Genomic DNA, 18,119 nt, shown 5'->3' with positions numbered 1-18,119 from the left:
GATCACACCGGCCGCTCCAGTGCCGGCAACACCGTCCCCGCGACCTCACCGAGGGCGATCCGGCCGCCTTCGACGCCGGGGGCGGTGTAGCGCAGCACGACGGTGTCGCCGTCCTCCAGGGAGAGTCGAGACTCAGGGCCGAAGGGCTCGGTCCAGCCGCGACTGAGCTCCAGAAACGAACCCTCCTCGCCGGGAGCGGCACCGGAGACGGTGCCGGAGGCGAAGAGATCACCGGTGCGCACCGAGGCGCCGTTGACGGTGAGGTGGGCGAGCATCTGCGCGGGGCTCCAATACATGGAGCGGTAGGGCGGCCGCGACACCACGTGGCCGTTGAGCTCCACCTCGATCGCGATGTCCAACGCCAGGGCCGAGTCGGGCTCCAGGTAGGGGAGCGGTCGGGGGTCCTGACGCGGCATCGGCACCCATGCGGCCTCGAGCGCTGCCAGCGGCGTCACCCAGTGGGAGATCGAGGTGGCGAACGACTTGCCGAGAAACGGCCCGAGCGGCACGTACTCCCATGCCTGGATGTCGCGCGCCGACCAGTCGTTGACCCCGACGACCCCGAAGGCGTGGGCGTGGAAGTCGCGCATCGGCACCGGTGCCCCGGCTCGGCTGGGAGCCCCCACGACGAAGCCGAGCTCGGCCTCGATGTCGAGGCGGGTGGACGGCCCGAAGTCGGGTGCGCCCTCACCTCGGCGCTGTCCGGACGGGCGCCGGATCCCGGTGCCGCTGGGCACGATCGTGCCGGCTCGGCCGTGGTAGGCCACCGGCAGGTGCTTCCAGTTGGGCAGCAGGGGCGGCTGGTCGGGGCGGAAGAGCCGACCGACGTTGGTTGCATGGTGCTCGGAGGCATAGAAGTCGACGTAGTCGGCGACGTCGAACGGCAGGTGCAGCTCCAGTTCCTCCAACGGCAGGAGGTACGGCGCCACCTCCGTCTGCCAGGCCGGGTCGACCAGGGCGCGCCGCAACCAGCTGCGCAGTCCGGAGTGCTGGTCACGACTGCAGGCCATCAGCGGGTTGAGCACCGGGGCATCGAGGGCATCGGCGAGGTCGAGGTGCTGACGGCTGGCGAGCCCGGTCAGGTCGAGCACGTGGTCGGACACCCGCACGCCCACCTGGCGCCGACCGCCGGGCCGGCTGAAGATGCCGTAGGGCAGGTTGTCCACGTCCCACAGCGAGCCAGCGGCTCCGGGCACCCAACTGTCCATCACACCTCCAGTAGTCCGAGCTTCACCAGGTCGTCGTGGGGGTCGGTCACGTCGCAGCAGCCGAACGAGGTGAACCAGCGTCGGGCGCGAGAGAGGTCGTCGCCGAGTTCGTGGCAGATTCCCAGGAGTGCGTCGACATCGCGTTCGGCCAGCATTCCCGTGACCGTCTGGACGTCAGCACCCTCCCATGCCGCTGCTGTCGCGAGGAGCACGTTGAGGAAACCGTGCTGCACCCCGCCGTCGGGGTCCTCGTGCCGCACCGCCCGGTGCAGGCCGGCCGTGCACTTGAAGGGCATCTCCCTGTCGAGGGCGGCGTCGATGCAGGCGGCGAGGTCAGGGGCAGTGGGGACGTCGGCGGCGTCGAGCCCGCCGGTGCGGAACTTCAACCGGTGCTCGAGGGCGGCGATCTCGTCCGCAGCGGCCAACCACTGGCCGAAGGGGCGGGTGGTGGGGAGCTCGACATACACCTGGAGGTCGTCATCGATCCCGATCGCGTCGAGTGCCGCGGTCACCCGGCGGGCGTTGCCGGCCAGGTCGTCGAGATCGCGCAGTGCGATCTCGACCGCAGCCACCGGAAGGTCGTGGCGTGAGGCGAACTCCAACGGTCCGGCGAGCTGACCGGCGCCGCCGGTGATCACCACGCTCAGCGCACCGGTGAAGTCGCGCACCTTCGGCAGGTCGGTGTCCTTCACGACGAAGCGGCCGACCAGGTCGGCCCAGGGGAGTGACCGCCTGGCCAGGTGGTCCTCGACCGCGTCGGCGAGCGCGGCATCGCCGGGAGGGAAGGTGGCGGCGTCATCGACCAGGGCGGACCAGGTCGGAGCCGAGGAGCTGTCGGGGGCTGGCGTCGTGGTGCTCACGCTCCTACTCTAGAGATTCGAATACAGGACGTAAACGTTCGATTAACGAACGTCGCGAGGAGTGCTCATGGTCCACTACCGCGCCGTCGGCAGCCTGCCCCGCCAGCGGCACACCCAGCACCGGGACGCCGATGGTCGGCTCCTGTTCGAAGAGCTGATGGGCGAAGAGGGCTTCTCCTCCGACTCGTCCCTGCTCCACCACCGCGGCGTGCCGTCGGCGATCGTCGCGGCGGAGAGCTGGTCACCCCCGGCCCAGGGGCTCACGCCCAACCATCCCTTGAAGCCCCGGCACCTGTTGCTCCACCAGCTCGTCCACCCGGACGACGCCAACGCCGTCGAGCACCGTCGCCTCCTGCTCGGCAATGCCGACGTGCGGATCAGCCATGTCCTCGCGGTGGCGCCGTCGCCCCTCTCCCGCAACGCGGTCGGCGACGAATGCGTCTTCGTCGAGACCGGACACGGCACGGTCGAGACCGTCTTCGGAGTCCTCGACTACCGCGCCGGTGACTACGTCGTGATCCCACGCGCGACCACCCATCGCTGGTTGCCTGCCGAGCCGAGCCGGCTCTACTGCATCGAGGCCGCCAGCCACATCGCCCCGCCGCGGCGCTACCTCTCCCGCTACGGTCAGCTGCTCGAGCATGCTCCCTACTGCGAGCGGGACCAGCACGGACCACGTGACCTCGAGGCACTCACCGCCGCGCACGCACACGAGGTCGACGTACCCGTCCTGGTGAAGCATCGCGTGCGTGCGGCGCCGGGAGGCATCGGCGGCACGGTGATGACCGCGGCCACGCATCCGTTCGACGTGGTCGGCTGGGACGGCTGCCTCTATCCGTGGACGCTCAACATCGAGGACTACATGCCGATCACCGGCAAGGTGCACCAACCACCGCCGGTCCACCAAGTGCTGGAGGGGCACAACTTCGTGGTGTGCAACTTCTTGCCCCGCAAGGTCGACTACCACCCGCTCGCCGTGCCGGTGCCCTACTACCACTCCAACGTCGACTCCGACGAGGTCATGTTCTATGTCGCCGGTGACTACGAGGCCCGCAAGGGCTCCGGTATCGGCGTCGGCTCGATCTCCCTGCACCCCGGAGGCCATCCTCACGGACCCCAGCCCAGCGCGGTCGAGGCGTCCCTGGGGGCCGAGCGTTTCGAGGAGACGGCCGTCATGGTCGACACCTTCGCCGCACTCGAGTTGGGTGAGGCGGGACTCGCCGTCGAGGACCCCGACTACGCGTGGAGCTGGTCGCGCGAGCCGGGAGACGAAGATGGCGGCAGGTAGGTGTCGCTCCGTGGCACCAATCCGCCGCTGTCATGACTGCAGACGTTCGCTCGCAGGTGCTCGGTAGCATGGATCAGGTGCGATTCTTCTCAGCGCTGTCCACCCTTGGCCTCGTGGCGGCGCTCCTCACTCTCGGTGCGGCGCCCGCTTCGGCCGCGGCTCCGGTTGCGACCACCGCGCCGAGCATCAGCGGCAAGGCCGTCGTGCGTGGGGTGCTCACCGTCGACACGGGCGCCTGGACGCCGGTCCCCGACAGCCTGAGCGTGCAGTGGCTGCGTGACGGATCCCCGATCAGCGGCGCGACCGCACGCTCCCGCACCGCCACCAGGTCCGACCTCGGCCGGCAGCTCTCGGCGCGTGTCTCGGCGACCAACGCCGACGGCACCACCGTGGTCCTCACCGCACCGCTCACCATCCGCAAGGCCGTCTTCGCGGTGAAGCGCAAGCCCACGATCAAGGGCACGGCGCGCATCGGCAGGACGCTCACCTCCACGAAGCCGAAGTTCGACAAGGCGCCGCAGAAGCTGAGGCGCCAGTGGCTGCGCGACGGGAAGCCCGTCAAGGGTGCGAAGGGCAAGAAGTTCAAGGTCGCCGCCTCCGATGTCGGTCACCGGATCCAGGTGCGCTGGACGGCCGGGCGCGACGGCTGGAAGAAGCGTCAGGTCACGTCCAAGAAGGTAACCGGCAAGCACAAGGTCGGCGTACGCCGCGTCGTCACCTACTCCGTCGAGACCCGGGGCAAGGTCTCCGCCTCGCTGCCGAAGTTCAAGAAACTGGCCCAGCAGACCTATGACGATGCCCGCGGCTGGCGCGGTGGTGGCGTCAAGTTCCGTCGGGTCGGGAGTGGCGGCAACTTCACCCTCGTGCTCGCGGAGGCCTCCTGGCTGCCGCGTTTCTCGCCGGTGTGCAGCGTCCAGTGGAGCTGCCGCGTGGGCCGTTACGTCGTGATCAACCAGACGCGTTGGCAGCACGCTTCGCCGGCCTGGAACGCCGCCGGCGGATCGCTGCGCGGCTACCGGCACATGGTGGTCAACCACGAGACCGGTCACTGGCTCGGCTTCGGCCACGCCAGCTGCCCCCGCAGCGGTGCAGCCGCGCCAGTGATGCAGCAGCAGTCCAAGGGTCTGCAGGGATGTCGCTTCAACCCCTTCCCGACGGGCTCGGAGCAGAGTCGCGCGCGCTGACCTCGCGTTCGAGCCGAGCGGTGCACACTGGAGGCATGAGCAACCAGGAGATGCGTCCCGACGAACTCGTCTGCGCGGAGGGCGAGGCGGTGCCCGGCGTGGAGATCATCGCTCCGCGTGAGGTCCCCTTGGGCGGGCCGCGGGCGATGTTGGTGCGCCGGACGCTCCCGTCGCGCCAGCGCTCCCTGATCGGTGCCTGGTGCTTCGTCGACCACTACGGCCCCGACCTCGTCTCGGAGTCCGGTGGCATGTCGGTCGCCGCCCATCCGCACACCGGTCTGGCCACGGTCAGCTGGCTCTTCACCGGTGAGATCGAGCACCGCGACAGCGTCGGCACCGTCGCCATGGTGCGCCCGGGGAGGTCAACCTGATGACCTCCGGACGTGGCATCAGCCACTCCGAGGTCTCCACTCCCGACACCGCCACGCTGCACGGGGTCCAACTCTGGGTGGCGCTGCCCGACGCCACCCGGCACGTCGCACCTGCCTTCGAGCACTACGCGCCCGAGGCCGTGACCGGCGATGGCTTCACTGCCCGGGTCTTCCTCGGCGACCTGCTCGGTGACTCCTCACCGGTGCGGACCCACACCGAGTTGCTCGGTGCGGAGATCCTCCTCGATGCCGGTGCGACGCTCACGCTCGACGTCGCCGAGCACTTCGAGCACGGGGTGCTCCTCGACGAGGGCGGGATCGAGGTGGAGGGCTGCCCCGTCGCGGCGGCCGACCTCGGCTATCTCGCGCCGGGGCGTACGACACTCGGCATCACTGCTCAGGTCGACTCCCGGCTCATCCTGTTGGGCGGCCCGCCCTTCGGCGAGTCGATCATCATGTGGTGGAACTTCGTCGGCCGCAGCCATGAGGAGATCGTCGAGTCCCGCCGGCAGTGGCAGGAACAGATCGTCCGGGATGGCGCGGTCGTCACCTCGGGTCTCGACGTGGCAGACGGCCTCTTCGGCACGTTGCCCGACCAACCGCTCCCGCCGATCCCGGCGCCGCCGATGCCGAACGCTCGGCTGCGCGAACGGCGTTGACGCTGAGGAAGCGCAGGAGCATGAGTGAGCGGATCCGCATCGATGCGGCAGATCCCGGCGTCAATGCCTACGCCCTGCTGACCGCTCTGGTGGTGCCGCGACCCATTGCCTGGGTCTCCACCGTCTCCGCGGACGGGGTCGGCAATCTGGCGCCGCACTCGTTCTTCACCGTCGTGTGTCACCGCCCGCCGATGGTCGCATTCACCTCCGTGGGGGTGAAGGACACACTCACCAACATCCGCGCCACGGGTGAGTTCGTGGTCAACGTCGCCGGCCTGTCCCAGATCCAGGCGGTCAACGCGACCAGTGCCCGTCTCGCGCCCGAGGTCGACGAGGCCGTCGAGGTGGGGATCGCCACCGAGCCGTCGTACGTCGTCCGCCCGCCTCGGGTGGTCCGGGCACCGGCAGCGCTGGAGTGTCGGCTGCACACGACCGTCGAACTCGGTGGATGTGTGCAGGTGATCGGTGAGGTGATCGCGTTCGCGGTGCGCTCCGAAGTGATGCGTGACGGACGCCCGACCATGGCCGGACTCGCGCCGGTCTCGCGACTCGGCGGCGACGAGTGGGGCCTGCCACCCGACGTGGTCCGGCTCACGCGACCTCGCTGACGGCAGCCGGGCGAAGAGGGGCCCGGCCGGGCTCGGGGCATGATGTTCACGTGAGTGACGCAGTGATCGGGGACGACGGCGTTGCGCGCTGTCCGTGGGCCGGCACCCCCGGCACCATGCGCGACTACCACGACACGGAGTGGGGCCTGCCCGTCCACGGCGAGTCCGCCCTCTTCGAGCGGATCACGCTCGAGGCCTTCCAGTCCGGTCTCTCCTGGCGGATCATCCTCGACAAGCGCGAAGGTTTCCGCCGCGCGTTCGCTGGTTTCGACGCCGATGCGGTCGCCGAGTTCGACCCGCCGCGCGTCGACGACCTGATGCAGGACGCGTCGATCGTTCGCAACCGTCGCAAGATCGAGGCCTGCCTGGTCAACGCCCGTGCGATCCTCGCCCTGCGTGAGCAGGAGGGGCTCGAGGCATTCGTCGGCTCCTTCCGCCCCGCGCGTACGCCGACCCCGCGGTTCCTCACCGAGGTGCCGACGGTCTCGCCCGAGAGCACGGCGCTCAGCAAGGCGCTCAAGAAGCGCGGCTTCAGCTTCGTCGGCCCCACCACCATGCATGCGTTGATGGAGGCCGTCGGCCTGGTCGACACCCATCTCGTCGGGTGCCACCGGCGCGGCACCAGCGGACTGTGGAACGCCGAGGGCCTGCCGTGCTGAACGGGGTGATGTGGCTGCTCGTCTTCCAATTCATCGGTGAGTTCCTGGCCAGGGTGCTGCACCTGCCCGTGCCGGGGCCGGTGATCGGCATGCTGCTGCTCGTGGTGGCGTTGCTGCTGCGCAAACCGCCTGCGGACGCCGGTGTGCTCCGAGCCTCCGATGCGATGCTGCGCCACCTGCAGCTCTTCTTCATCCCGCCCGCGGTCGGGATCATCACCTACTTCGCGGTGCTCCGCGATGACTGGCTCCCGATTGCGGGCGGCCTGGTGCTCTCGTGGCTGCTCGGCCTCGCTGCCACCGGCCTGCTCGTGACCCTCCTGCTGCGGGGCAAGCGAGGCCACGAGGAAGCGTCGGGGGAGCCGGCATGAGCGAGGTGCACGAGATGCTCCGCACGTCCCCACTGACGGGCGTGTTGCTCACGTTGGTCGGCTACCGCATCGGAGTCGAGATCAAGCGGTGGTCGGGCAACCACGCCCTTGCCCAGCCGGTGCTGATCGCCGTGATCGTCGTCGGACCACTGCTGTGGCTGCTCGACGTCGACTACGACGAATACCTCTCCGGCGCCTCGATCGTCGCCTTCTTCCTCGGACCCGCGACGGTGGCGCTCGCCGTACCCCTGTATCGCCAGGTGCGCCACGTGCGGGCGGTGCTGCTGCCGATGCTGGTGGCGATCCCCGTCGGGGCGATCGTCTCGGTGGTGACGGGGATGGTGCTGGTGCGCCTGCTCGGCGGGAGTGAGGCCCTGGAGCTGACGATGGCCCCGAAGTCGGCGACCACCCCCATCGCCATCCAGATCACGGAGCACGCGGGTGGCATCGGGGCGCTCGTGGCGGCGTTCACGATCGCGGCGGGCGTGCTCGGCGCCGTCTTCGCCCCCGCACTCATGGACCTGCTGCGCATCCGGGACCGGCGCGCCCGCGGTCTGGCGATGGGCGCCGTCTCGCACGGCGTCGGGACCTCGCGGTCCTTGCACGAACACCCGACCGAAGGTGCCTTCGCCGGTCTCTCGATGGGCTTGACCGCGCTGGTCACCAGTCTCGTGGTGCCCGTGGCGGTGCACCTGCTCACGTGACGGGTGTCACGTCGGCCCCGGCTACTCGGCGGTAGCCTGCGGCCATGAGCCGCATCCATGCGTTCACCGACGACGCCCTCGGTGACCACGACACTGTTGCCCTGGTCGACCTGTTGGAGCGTGGCGAGGTCTCGTCGCCAGAGCTCGTCGACGCCGCCATCGCTCGCATCGACGCCGTCGATCCGCAGCTGGGCGCCGTGGCCCACCGCGACTGGGAACGGGCCCGCAGCGAGGCCCGGGCGCCGCGTTCGGGCTTCTTCTCCGGCATCCCGACCCTGGTGAAGGACAACTCCGACGTCGCCGGCATGCCGACTCGCCAGGGATGCGACGCCTTCGTCGCCGGCCCCGCCCACGCGGACGGTGACTTCGCGGCGATGTATCGCGCCACGGGCATGCTCGTCCTGGGCAAGTCCCAGCTGTCCGAGTTCGGTTTCAGTGCGGTGGCAGAGCATCCCCGGATCGGTCCGGTGCGCAACCCCTGGGACCTCGACCGCACGGCTGGAGCCTCCTCGTCCGGGGCGGCCGCGCTGGTGGCCTCCGGTGCCCTCCCGATCGCCCATGCCAACGACGGTGGCGGCTCCATCCGGATCCCCGCGTCGGTCAACGGCCTCGTCGGCTTCAAGCCGACCCGCGACCGCATCGCCCAGGACAAGATGAACCGCGACATGCCGGTGCGGATCGTCGCGGACGGCGTGGTCACCCGCTCCGTGCGGGACACCGCGGCCTTCCTCAGGGAGGCCGAGAAGGTGCACCGCAACCTCAAGCTTCCCCGGTCGGCGACATCCAGCGGCCGGGACGACGTCGCCTGAAGGTGGCGTTGGTCACCACCTCCGTGGGTCGTGCAGCCACCCCGGAAGTGGCGGAACTCACCCGCGAGACCGGGCGGCTGCTGGAGGACCTGGGGCACTGCGTCACCGAGGTCGAGCCTCCGGTGCCGGGCTCCTTCCCGGAGGACTTCCAGCTCTACTGGGCCCTGCTGGCCTCGTTCATCGTGCTGAACGGCAAGCGGTCGTTCAACCGCACCTGGGACCGCAGCCGGCTCGACAACCTGACCCTCGGGCTCTTCTCGCACTTCAAGCGCAACCTGCACAAGGTGCCGCTGGCGACTGCTCGGTTGGCTGCGTCGGGCAAGGTCTCGCAGCGCTTCTTCCGAGACCACGACGTGGTCCTCACGCCCACCTTGGGACACGAGACCCCGCTCGTCGGACACCTCGATCCGACCCAGGAGTTCGACGTGATCATGGACCGCCTGCTCGACTGGGTGGCCTTCACGCCGCTGCAGAACGCCACCGGGGAGCCGGCGATCTCGCTGCCCTTGGCGACCACTGCTTCGGGCCTCCCGCAGGGCCAGATGTTCGCCGCTGCCAGGGGGCAGGAAGCGACGCTCCTGGAGCTCGCGTTCGAGCTGGAGGAAGCGCGCCCGTTCGCCAGGATCGATCGCTCCTGAGGTGCGGTGGGCATTCGATTTTGGTGCTCGCCCATGTCTGTGTATCGTTCTCGTCGCTGCGCCCCTTTAGCTCAGTCGGCAGAGCGTCTCCATGGTAAGGAGAAGGTCTACGGTTCGATTCCGTAAAGGGGCTCTGGGTAGGGAACCCGGCCGGAGAGATCCGGCCGGGAGCCCCGTCCCGGTGGCGGGGTAGCTCAGGTGGTTAGAGCACACGACTCATAATCGTGGTGTCGCCGGTTCGAGTCCGGCCCTCGCTACTCAATACGACGCAACGCGCACCATCCGGTGCAACAACTGTGGAGAAGGATCCCCGTGGCCAGCAAGAGCTCTGACGTTCGTCCGAAGATCACGCTCGCGTGCGTGGACTGCAAGGAGCGGAACTACATCACCAAGAAGAACCGTCGGAACGACCCCGACCGGCTCGACCTGAAGAAGTTCTGCCCGCGTTGCCGCACGCACACCGTGCACCGCGAGACCCGCTGACGCGGTTCGCTCAATCGTCCGTCGAGGGCGACACCCCAGCTCTTGGGGTGTCGCCCTCGACGCCATTTGCAGCGCGAACCTTCAGTCAGGCACGGCGAACCTTCAGTTGGGGGCGGCGAACCTTCAGTTGGGGCTCGAGCAGGGGTACGCCGAGCGCACGGCTCGCGGGGCGACGTACCCGGCGGAACGCGGCGGAGCGTCCGCGGACGGGCGTTGGTAGCGTTCGCGACATGCCGATCGACGCCGCCCTGGTGGGCAGGGAGTTCCCGCCGACCACGCCCTACGAGGTCACCCAGGTCAAGGTCCGCGAGTTCGCGGAGGCGATCGGGACCAGTCCGGTCGACGGCGTCGTGCCGCCGACCTTCCCGATCGTGGTCGCCTTTGCCGCGATGAACGACTTCCTGGCAGACGTCGAGGCCGACCTCTTCCGCATCGTGCACGGCGAGCAGCGCTTCGCCTACGAGCGGCCGGTGCAGGTGGGCGACGTGCTCACCGCGACCCTCGTGGTCGACACGCTGCGCCAGATCGGCGGCAACGACATCATCGGCACCACCAGCCTCATCAAGGCCGCCGACGGCTCCGTCGTGTGCCGCACCAAGTCCACGCTGATCCACCGGTCGGAGGCCTGAGATGACCGAGCTCACTCCCCGGGAGTTCACCGTCACCCGGGCCGACCTGGTCCGCTATGCGGGGGCCAGCGGTGACTTCAACCCGATCCACTGGTCCGAGCGCGTGGCGACCTCTGTCGGGCTGCCCGGCGTGATCGCCCACGGCATGCTGACCCTGGCCCTGGCCACCCGCGCGGTGGAGGAATGGGCCGGGGCCCCGACCGGATCGTCGAGTTCGGGGCCAAGTTCACCAAGCCTGTCGTGGTCCCTGACGACGACGCCGGCGTCACCGTCACCGTCAGCGGCAAGGTCAGCGCCGAGGGGAGGGCACGCGCACCCTCGCGGTCTCCGTCACCAGCGGCGAGGTGTCGGTGCTGGGTGCGATGAAGGCGGTCGTGCGTGCCTGAGGCGCGCCTCGCCGAACTCACCACCCTGCGTGTCGGCGGCCCCGCAGGCCGTCTGGTGCATGCCACCACCCTGGCCGAGTTGACCGACGCCGTCGCCGCCGCCGATGCCGTGGCGGAGCCGGTGCTGCTCGTCGCCGGCGGCAGCAACCTGCTGGTGGCGGACGAGGGTTTCGCGGGGACGGTCGTCCGGGTGGCCACCGAGGGCGTCGAGGTGGCGCAGGAGGGCCCTGAGGTGCTCGTGACGGCCCAGGCGGGCGTGGGCTGGGACGACTTCGTCGCCCGCGCCGTCACGGAGGGCTGGAGCGGCATCGAGGCGCTCTCCGGGATCCCCGGCGCGGTCGGGGCCACCCCGATCCAGAACGTCGGAGCCTACGGTCAGGAGGTCTCCGCCACCGTCGCCGAGGTCACCGTCTGGGACCGCCGTCTTCGGGGGTACGACGCTTCGCCGGTCATGAGTGCTCCTTCGGCTACCGGCACAGCAGGTTCAAGGCGGATCCGGACCGGTTCGTGGTGCTCGCCGTGACCTTCCGTCTCGCCGTCGACCCACTGGGACAGCCGGTCCGCTACGCCGAGCTGGCGCGCACGCTGGGAGTCGAGCCGGGGAGCGGGCCCCACTGGCCGCCGTACGAGCCTCGGTCCTGGCTCTGCGCGCGGGCAAGGGCATGGTGCTCGACGCCGCTGACCACGACACCTGGAGCGCCGGCTCGTTCTTCACCAACCCGGTGCTCACCGTGACGGAGGCCGCCGCGCTGCCTGCCGGTGCCCCCGGTTCGACCAGCCCGACGGCACCGTGAAGACCAGTGCAGCCTGGCTCATCGACCACGCCGGCTTTGGCAAGGGCTTCTCCCTCGCACCCGGTGCCCCAGCCAGCCTCTCCACGAAGCACACGCTGGCCCTGACCAACCGCGGCGCCGCCACCGCCGCCGACCTCCTCGCCCTCGCCCGCCACGTCCGCGACGGGGTGGAGTCAGCCTTCGGCATCCGCCTCGTCAACGAACCCGTCCTGGTCAACTGCTCCCTGTGAACGCGGGATCGTCCCTAACAGATTTGTAGATTTCTGGCCCGAAAACTACAAATCTGTTAGGGACGACCCCGATGGTTGACGAAGTCAAGGAAATGACCGGGGCGCGGCGGAGGGTCAGTAGGACGCCGGAGTGGCCAGCCACGTGTCGATGTCGGCGAGGGCCCGGGCGACGAGGTCGGAGGGAGCCCGGGAGGCGCGGAACGACATCCGGGCGAGTTCGGCGAGCTGGGCGTCGCTGAGCCCGTGGGCGGCACGCATGGTGGCGTACTGGCCCTCGAGCCGGGAGCCGAAGAGCAGCGGGTCGTCGGCGCCGAGTGCCACGGTGGCCCCTGCCTCCAGGAGTTGGGGCAACGGCACCGACGTCAGGTCCGAGTAGACGCCCAGGGCGACGTTGGAGACCGGGCAGACCTCCAGCGCGACGCCTGCGGCCGCGATGCGCTCCAACAGCGCCGGGTCCTCGGCCGAGCGCACTCCGTGCCCGAGGCGGTCGGCATGCAGGTGGTCCAGGCAGAGTCGCACGTGATCGGGGCCGCGCAGTTCACCGCCGTGCGGCGCCAGCATCAGGCCCGCCCGTTCCGCGATCGAGAAGGCGTGCGCGAAGTCGGCCGTGGAGCCGCGCCGTTCGTCGTTGGAGAGCCCGAAGCCGACCACGCCGCGCCCGGCGTACTGGGCTGCCAGTCGGGCGAGGATGCGGGCATCGAGGGGGTGACGAGTGCGGTTGGCCGCGATCACCACGGCCATCCCCAGCCCGGTGCGCTCGGAGGCGTCGCGCACGCAGTCGAGCACCAGGTCGGTGAAGGCAGTGATCCCGCCGAAGAGGTTGGCGTAGCCGCTCGGGTCGACCTGGATCTCCAGCCACCGGCCGCCCTCGCGGACGTCGTCCTCGGCAGCCTCGAACACCAGGCGGCGTACGTCGTCGGGGGTGCGCAGCACCGAACGGGCCACGTCGTAGAGCCGTTGGAAGCGGAACCAGCCCTTCTCGTCGGCGGCCGAGAGCTGCGGCGGCCAGTCCTCCACCAGTGCATCGGGGAGGTGGATGCCGTCACGCAGCGCGAGCTCGACCAGGGTCGTGTGGCGCATCGACCCCGTGAAGTGCAGGTGCAGATGCGCCTTCGGCAGGCTGGCGAGGTCGCGCCGCAGACCCGTCACGGTGGTCAGCCGGCGAGCTTCTCCGCGGCCGCCAGCAGCACGCATGTCGTCACGGCCTCCATGGCCTCGACCACCGCCTCAGGTGTGGGGAAGGTGGGTGCGAGCCGGATGTTGCGGTCGTTGGGGTCGTCGCCGTAGGGGAAGGACGAGCCGGCCGGGGTGAGCGCGATGCCTGCCTCCTTGGCCAGTTGGACGACCCGCGACGCGGTGCCGTCGAGCACGTCGAGGCTCACGAAGTAACCCCCGGTGGGCTTCGTCCACTCGGCCACCCCGAGTCCGCCCAGCTGACTGCTGAGCACGCGCTCCACCTCGGCGAACTTCGGCGCGATGATGTCGCGGTGCTTCTGCATGTGGTCACGCACGCCTTGGGCCGAGCCGAAGAACTGTGAGTGCCGCAGCTGGTTGATCTTGTCGGGGCCGATCTCACCCTTGCCGAGGTGACCGACGTACCACTTCACCGTCTCGACCGAGCCAGCCAGGAAGGCCACCCCGGCGCCGGCGAACGTGATCTTGGACGTCGAGGCGAACATGATCGCCCGGTGGGGATGCCCCGCCTCGGCAGCCAGCGTGAGGATGTCGGCGCTCTTGGCCTCGTCCTCGGTGAGGTGGTGGAAGGCGTAGGCGTTGTCCCACAGGATCTTGAAGTCCGGCGCCGCAGTCCTCATCGAGGCCAGGCGACGGGCCACCTCGTCGGAGACGATCGATCCGCTCGGGTTCGCATAGGTCGGCACGATCCAGATGCCCTTGATGCTGGCATCCTCGGCGACGAGCGCCTCCACGGCATCGGCGTCGGGGCCGTCGTCGTTCATCGGCACGGTCACCATCTCGATGCCGAACCACTCGAGCAGGGTGAAGTGGCGGTCGTAGCCCGGCACGGGGCACAGGAAGCGGACCTTCTCCTCGGCGCCCCACGGGCGGTCGCCGTCGACGGCGCCCTTGAGCCAGAGGTCCACCAGCACCTGGCGCATCATCACCAGGCTGGAGTTGCCACCGGCGATGACCTGCTCGGGCTCGACCCACAACAGGTCGGCGAACATCTCGCGCAGTTCGGCGATGCCGTCGAGACCGCCGTAGTTGCGTACGTCGACCCCCGCCGCGTCCTTGAAGCCGTCGGGCAACGTCAGCAGACCGTTGGAGAGGTCGAGCTGGGTCGGCGCAGGCTTGCCCCGAGTCAGGTCCAGGGCCAGCCCGCGCGAGGTGAGCTCGGAGTAGGCCTGACGCTGGGCGTCAAGGAAGGCGGCGAGCTCCGCGGGGGAGCGATCAGCAAGGGGCGTGGTGTTCTCGGGCGCGCTCACGGGGGTCATGTTTCCACGGGCACGGGTCGGACTGCCATGTGGTTCCCCGCACGCCGCTGGGGCAGACCTCATTTGGACTCAACCTTGGGCTTGCGCATAGACTCACTTCTTGGTGTCTCCCGCCAGGATCGGCCACGCCCTCGCCAGAGGGTGCGGACGGGATCGAGACATCGAAGGGCACTAGCTCAACTGGCAGAGCATCGGTCTCCAAAACCGAAGGTTGGGGGTTCAAGTCCCTCGTGCCCTGCAAGGTGGAAACAGGTCGTGCCGCCGGCCGATCGCTGGTGGCGCGGCCAACACACATGAAGTGAGTGGAAGGTGGAGGACGTGTCCCAGAGCGACGCGGTGTCCGGAGAGAAGTCCCCGCGCACCGGCCCGGTGACCTTCACCAAGCAGTCCATCGCTGAACTGCGGAAGGTCGTGTGGCCGACGCAGGAGCAGCTGGTCACCTACTTCATCGTGGTGATGGTCTTCGTGGTCATCTTGATGAGCTTCGTGGCCCTGCTCGACCTGGGCTTCGGCAAGTTGGTCTTCCAGATCTTCGGAAAAGCCGGCGTCGAATAGCCACACCATCCCCTTGGGCCACGGGTCCATGTGACACCTATTTTCAACCATGACGGAGCGTTACGTGTCGGAGCACTACGACGAAGCAGCAGCTGACGAGGCGCTGGAGCAGGCCGAGGAGTCTGTCGCGCCCGAGGCTGACCTCGACGCCGAGGAGTCGGCAGTCGAGGACTCGGCGACCGAGGAGGCCGCCGAGGTCGTCGAAGCTGTCGACCCGCTCGAGGCCTGGCGCAACGAGCTGTGGGCCAAGCCGGGTGACTGGTACGTCGTTCACACCTACTCCGGCATGGAGAAGCGGGTCAAGGCCAACCTCGAGAACCGCGCGATCTCGCTCAACATGGAGGACTACATCCACGAGGTCGTGGTCCCCACCGAGGACGTCGCAGAGATCAAGAACGGTCAGCGCAAGACCGTCAACCGCACCCGTTTCCCCGGATACGTCCTGGTCCGCATGGACCTCACCGACGAGTCGTGGGCCGCAGTGCGTCACACCCCGTCGGTGACCGGCTTCGTGGGCAACGCCCACCAGCCGATGCCGCTCAGCCTGGCTGAGGTGGAGAACTGGCTCGCCCCGACCATCGAGGTCGAGGTGGAGAGCGAGACCGCCGCCGGTGGCGAGACCACCACCGCCCAGCCTGCTCGCAAGCCCGTCGAGGTCGCCGACTTCGACGTGTCCGACTCGGTCATGGTGGTCGACGGCCCGTTCGCCACGCTGCACGCGACGATCACCGAGATCAACGCCGAGTCGCAGAGGGTCAAGGCCCTCGTCGAGATCTTCGGCCGGGAGACCCCGGTCGAGCTGAGCTTCAACCAGATCCAGCGGGTCTGAGGCTCACCAGCAACAAACAGGTGGCAGAGGGTGGCACGCCGACCCTCGACAGGACCACGAAACCGCAAGTCAAAAGGACCCGATTAGACAATGCCTCCCAAGAAGAAGATTGCTGCCCTGGTCAAGGTGCAGCTGCAGGCTGGCTCCGCCACTCCGGCTCCGCCGGTGGGTACCGCGCTCGGTCCCCACGGTGTCAACATCATGGACTTCTGCAAGGCCTACAACGCGCAGACCGAGTCCATGCGTGGCAACGTGATCCCGGTCGAGATCACGATCTACGAAGACCGTTCCTTCACCTTCATCACCAAGACGCCTCCGGCGGCTGAGCTGATCAAGAAGGCTGCCGGCGTGAAGAAGGGCTCCGGCGTGCCGCAGAAGGACAAGGTCGGCAAGCTGACCAAGGACCAGGTCCGCGAGATCGCCCAGACCAAGCTCCCCGACCTGAACGCCAATGACATCGACGCCGCGATGAAGATCGTGGAGGGCACTGCCCGCTCGATGGGCGTCACGACCGACTGACGGTCTGAGCCACGACGAGCCTGCAGCCGCAGGACCCGTCGATCCCAGCCTGATCCACCGTGGAAGGGCCGCGCTGGCCCGCACCACACGTTCCGATGAGTTAGGAAACACCATGCAGCGCAGCAAGACCTACCGCGCGGCGGCAGAGAAGTTCGACAAGGACACTCTCTACTCGCCCGTCGCCGCGATCAACCTCGCCAAGGGCTCCAGCAAGAAGAAGTTCGACGAGACCGTCGACGTCGTCATGCGCCTGGGCGTCGACCCGCGCAAGGCCGACCAGATGGTCCGCGGCACCGTCAACCTCCCGCACGGCACCGGCAAGACCGCTCGGGTCCTGGTCTTCGCCAACGCCGACAAGGCGGAGGCCGCCCGTGAGGCTGGCGCCGACTTCGTCGGTGGCGACGAGCTGATCGAGAAGGTGAACGGCGGCTGGCTCGACTTCGACGCCGTCGTCGCCACCCCCGACATGATGGGCAAGGTCGGTCGTCTCGGCCGCGTGCTCGGCCCCCGTTCGCTCATGCCGAACCCGAAGACCGGCACCGTCACGCCTGACGTCGCCAAGGCCGTCACCGACATCAAGGGCGGCAAGATCGAGTTCCGCGTCGACCGCCACTCGAACCTGCACTTCATCATCGGCAAGGCCTCCTTCACCGAGGCCCAGCTCGCGGAGAACTACGCCGCAGCACTCGAAGAGGTCCTTCGTCTGAAGCCGGCCAGCTCCAAGGGCCGCTACATCAAGAAGGTCACCGTCTCCACCACGATGGGCCCGGGTGTCCAGGTTGACCCCAACCGCACCCGCAACGTGGCGAGCGACGAAGAGGCCTGAGCCTCGCGCAACCTGCGACACCCCGGTCACCCCAGTGGTGACCGGGGTGTCCTGCATTGCGAGCAACTGAGGGCCACATCTCGGACGCCCTGACAGGTTCCTCTCAGGTGGGCGTGCTTGACTTCGGTCCATGTCGCGTCAATTCCCACGCTCCACCGCTGTTGTTGCCGGCCTGACCGGTGCCGTCGTCCTTGCTGCCCTGCTCGGTTGGGGAGCCATTGGTGGCGACGATGAGGATGCCGGGGCGAAGGGCAGCGAGAACTCGGCGACGAGCGACGAGCCGGGGGACCGGACCGAGCCCGAGGAACTGCCGGAGCTCGAGGAGGGCTTCACCGCGATCCCGGCGGCGGAGCTTCTCCCGACCATCGCCGAGGCGCAGCAGAACGCCAAGAGCTGGACGGTGACGCTGGACGGTGAGTCTGCTGGCACTCCCACCCCGCAGGCGCTGCAGGAGATCCAGTTCACCGACACCGGCGCCACGTTCCGGATCCAGATGGCCGTCACCAACGATCTGGCCACGGAGAGCGTCGTCGAGGGCCTGTACGTCGACGAGACCTTCTATCTCAAGGGCTTCAATCCGAAGAAGTGGGACCAGGCCTGGTACCAGCTGCCCAACGACGACCAGCTCCTGGCCTCGTTCGAGTCGATGCTCCAGGGGGCGACGGCCTCCAACCTCATGAAGCTCGGCGAGCCGAGCGAGTACGAGGTCGTCGGAATCGAGGACGTGCAGGAGCTGGACGACGACGTCGTACGAGCAGTCCACTACAAGCTCACGGTCGACCCGTCGGCCGCCATGGGAGCCCAAGGCGTCACCGAGGACATGCAGTACCTCGACATCTGGGTGGATGCAGAGAACCGGCCGGTGCAGGTCAACAGCCTGATCACCAGCGGCGGCGACGACTACCGGAGCACGCTCTTCTACTCCGAGTACGGCAAGGACTTCGGCCTCGTCGCGCCGGCGAAGAAGGACGTCACCGACCGCCGCCCGCCGGCGATGAAGGCCGCGGAGAGTCCCGAAGCGCAGTAGGAGGCCGGTCCAGCGCGGCTGGTGACCGGCGA

At 68.8% G+C, this 18,119-nt stretch carries 20 protein-coding genes, 3 tRNA genes and 3 pseudogenes; 22 read left to right on the top strand and 4 right to left on the bottom strand.

From position 1 onward, the window contains the following. Positions 1-2: 2 nt before the first annotated feature. On the bottom strand, positions 3-1,208 hold the full coding sequence (fahA, locus tag L1066_RS10940) for a fumarylacetoacetase (RefSeq protein WP_235736352.1): 1,206 nt from the start codon (positions 1,206-1,208) through the stop codon (positions 3-5). Then, positions 1,208-2,068 carry a hypothetical protein gene (locus L1066_RS10935; protein ID WP_235736351.1) on the bottom strand — a complete coding sequence of 287 codons (861 nt, stop codon included), beginning with the start codon at positions 2,066-2,068 and terminating at the stop codon, positions 1,208-1,210. Before L1066_RS10935 ends, fahA begins: the two co-directional genes overlap by 1 nt. A 67-nt stretch (positions 2,069-2,135) precedes the next feature. Here L1066_RS10935 and L1066_RS10930 point away from each other — a divergent pair, with 67 nt between their 5' ends. The 16 genes and pseudogenes from L1066_RS10930 (at position 2,136) to L1066_RS10860 (ending at position 11,878) form a co-directional block, all read left to right on the top strand. Next, positions 2,136-3,356 carry a homogentisate 1,2-dioxygenase gene (locus L1066_RS10930; protein WP_235736350.1) on the top strand — a complete coding sequence of 407 codons (1,221 nt, stop codon included), beginning with the start codon at positions 2,136-2,138 and terminating at the stop codon, positions 3,354-3,356. Positions 3,357-3,424: 68 nt separating this feature from the next. Further along, a complete protein-coding gene (locus L1066_RS10925) occupies positions 3,425-4,540 on the top strand; it encodes a DUF3152 domain-containing protein (protein ID WP_235736349.1) in 1,116 nt (371 codons plus the stop codon). Next, a pseudogene (locus L1066_RS10920) lies at positions 4,489-4,931 on the top strand (pirin family protein); the annotation flags it as partial. The gene L1066_RS10925 and the pseudogene L1066_RS10920, both read left to right, overlap by 52 nt. Then, the gene (locus tag L1066_RS10915; protein ID WP_235736347.1) at positions 4,911-5,570 is read left to right on the top strand and encodes a pirin family protein; all 660 of its coding nucleotides are present in this window, start codon (positions 4,911-4,913) and stop codon (positions 5,568-5,570) included. The pseudogene L1066_RS10920 and the gene L1066_RS10915, both read left to right, overlap by 21 nt. A gap of 20 nt (positions 5,571-5,590) precedes the next feature. Then, positions 5,591-6,178 (top strand): flavin reductase family protein, encoded by a 588-nt coding sequence (locus L1066_RS10910; protein WP_235736346.1) that lies wholly within the window; start codon positions 5,591-5,593, stop codon positions 6,176-6,178. 50 nt (positions 6,179-6,228) lie between these two features. After that, positions 6,229-6,837 carry a DNA-3-methyladenine glycosylase I gene (locus L1066_RS10905; protein ID WP_235736345.1) on the top strand — a complete coding sequence of 203 codons (609 nt, stop codon included), beginning with the start codon at positions 6,229-6,231 and terminating at the stop codon, positions 6,835-6,837. Then, a complete protein-coding gene (locus L1066_RS10900) occupies positions 6,831-7,205 on the top strand; it encodes a CidA/LrgA family protein (RefSeq protein ID WP_235736344.1) in 375 nt (124 codons plus the stop codon). The genes L1066_RS10905 and L1066_RS10900 overlap by 7 nt, the downstream gene beginning before the upstream one ends. Next, a complete protein-coding gene (locus tag L1066_RS10895; RefSeq protein ID WP_235736343.1) occupies positions 7,202-7,909 on the top strand; it encodes an LrgB family protein in 708 nt (235 codons plus the stop codon). Before L1066_RS10900 ends, L1066_RS10895 begins: the two co-directional genes overlap by 4 nt. Before the next feature lie 44 nt (positions 7,910-7,953). Then, positions 7,954-8,718 (top strand): amidase family protein, encoded by a 765-nt coding sequence (locus L1066_RS26620; protein ID WP_283095372.1) that lies wholly within the window; start codon positions 7,954-7,956, stop codon positions 8,716-8,718. An 8-nt stretch (positions 8,719-8,726) separates the two neighbouring features. Continuing rightward, the gene (locus L1066_RS26615; protein WP_283095371.1) at positions 8,727-9,356 is read left to right on the top strand and encodes an amidase family protein; all 630 of its coding nucleotides are present in this window, start codon (positions 8,727-8,729) and stop codon (positions 9,354-9,356) included. Between the two features lie 60 nt (positions 9,357-9,416). Further along, a tRNA-Thr gene (locus L1066_RS10885) sits at positions 9,417-9,489 on the top strand. Positions 9,490-9,539: 50 nt separating this feature from the next. Next, positions 9,540-9,613 (top strand) — tRNA-Met (locus tag L1066_RS10880). A gap of 55 nt (positions 9,614-9,668) precedes the next feature. Beyond that, on the top strand, positions 9,669-9,839 hold the full coding sequence (rpmG, locus tag L1066_RS10875) for a 50S ribosomal protein L33 (protein ID WP_057324404.1): 171 nt from the start codon (positions 9,669-9,671) through the stop codon (positions 9,837-9,839). Between the two features lie 230 nt (positions 9,840-10,069). Further along, positions 10,070-10,468, top strand: coding sequence for an FAS1-like dehydratase domain-containing protein (locus L1066_RS10870; RefSeq protein ID WP_235736342.1), 399 nt, complete (start codon positions 10,070-10,072; stop codon positions 10,466-10,468). Position 10,469: 1 nt separating this feature from the next. After that, positions 10,470-10,854: pseudogene (locus L1066_RS10865) on the top strand (MaoC/PaaZ C-terminal domain-containing protein). Next, positions 10,847-11,878, top strand: a pseudogene (locus tag L1066_RS10860) (UDP-N-acetylmuramate dehydrogenase). Before L1066_RS10865 ends, L1066_RS10860 begins: the two co-directional pseudogenes overlap by 8 nt. A gap of 114 nt (positions 11,879-11,992) precedes the next feature. Here L1066_RS10860 and L1066_RS10855 read toward each other — a convergent pair. After that, on the bottom strand, positions 11,993-13,072 hold the full coding sequence (locus tag L1066_RS10855) for an adenosine deaminase (RefSeq protein ID WP_235736341.1): 1,080 nt from the start codon (positions 13,070-13,072) through the stop codon (positions 11,993-11,995). Further along, positions 13,033-14,322: an aspartate aminotransferase type Ic gene (locus tag L1066_RS10850; protein WP_235736340.1), complete on the bottom strand. Its 1,290-nt coding sequence runs from the start codon at positions 14,320-14,322 to the stop codon at positions 13,033-13,035. Before L1066_RS10850 ends, L1066_RS10855 begins: the two co-directional genes overlap by 40 nt. A 174-nt stretch (positions 14,323-14,496) precedes the next feature. Between L1066_RS10850 and L1066_RS10845 the strand changes: the two genes are divergently transcribed. The 6 genes from L1066_RS10845 to L1066_RS10820 all read left to right on the top strand — a co-directional run bounded on the left by L1066_RS10845 (position 14,497) and on the right by L1066_RS10820 (position 18,087). Next, a tRNA-Trp gene (locus L1066_RS10845) sits at positions 14,497-14,569 on the top strand. Positions 14,570-14,649: 80 nt separating this feature from the next. Continuing rightward, on the top strand, positions 14,650-14,886 hold the full coding sequence (secE, locus tag L1066_RS10840; RefSeq protein ID WP_235736339.1) for a preprotein translocase subunit SecE: 237 nt from the start codon (positions 14,650-14,652) through the stop codon (positions 14,884-14,886). 49 nt (positions 14,887-14,935) lie between these two features. Continuing rightward, complete coding sequence (gene nusG / locus L1066_RS10835; protein ID WP_235736338.1) at positions 14,936-15,715, top strand: transcription termination/antitermination protein NusG; 780 nt, start codon at positions 14,936-14,938, stop codon at positions 15,713-15,715. 90 nt (positions 15,716-15,805) lie between these two features. Continuing rightward, entirely contained in the window at positions 15,806-16,234 is a 429-nt protein-coding gene (rplK, locus tag L1066_RS10830; RefSeq protein ID WP_235736337.1) for a 50S ribosomal protein L11, read from the top strand. A 112-nt stretch (positions 16,235-16,346) separates the two neighbouring features. Then, on the top strand, positions 16,347-17,060 hold the full coding sequence (gene rplA, locus L1066_RS10825) for a 50S ribosomal protein L1 (protein WP_235736336.1): 714 nt from the start codon (positions 16,347-16,349) through the stop codon (positions 17,058-17,060). 130 nt (positions 17,061-17,190) lie between these two features. Beyond that, positions 17,191-18,087, top strand: coding sequence for a hypothetical protein (locus tag L1066_RS10820; protein WP_235736335.1), 897 nt, complete (start codon positions 17,191-17,193; stop codon positions 18,085-18,087). Positions 18,088-18,119 lie beyond the last annotated feature (32 nt).

The sequence above is a fragment of the Nocardioides alcanivorans genome (genome assembly GCF_021555175.1).
Lineage (GTDB): Bacteria > Actinomycetota > Actinomycetes > Propionibacteriales > Nocardioidaceae > Nocardioides > Nocardioides alcanivorans.
The sequence above is the reverse complement of the archived record's forward strand: the minus strand, read 5'-3'. Positions and strand labels throughout refer to the sequence as shown.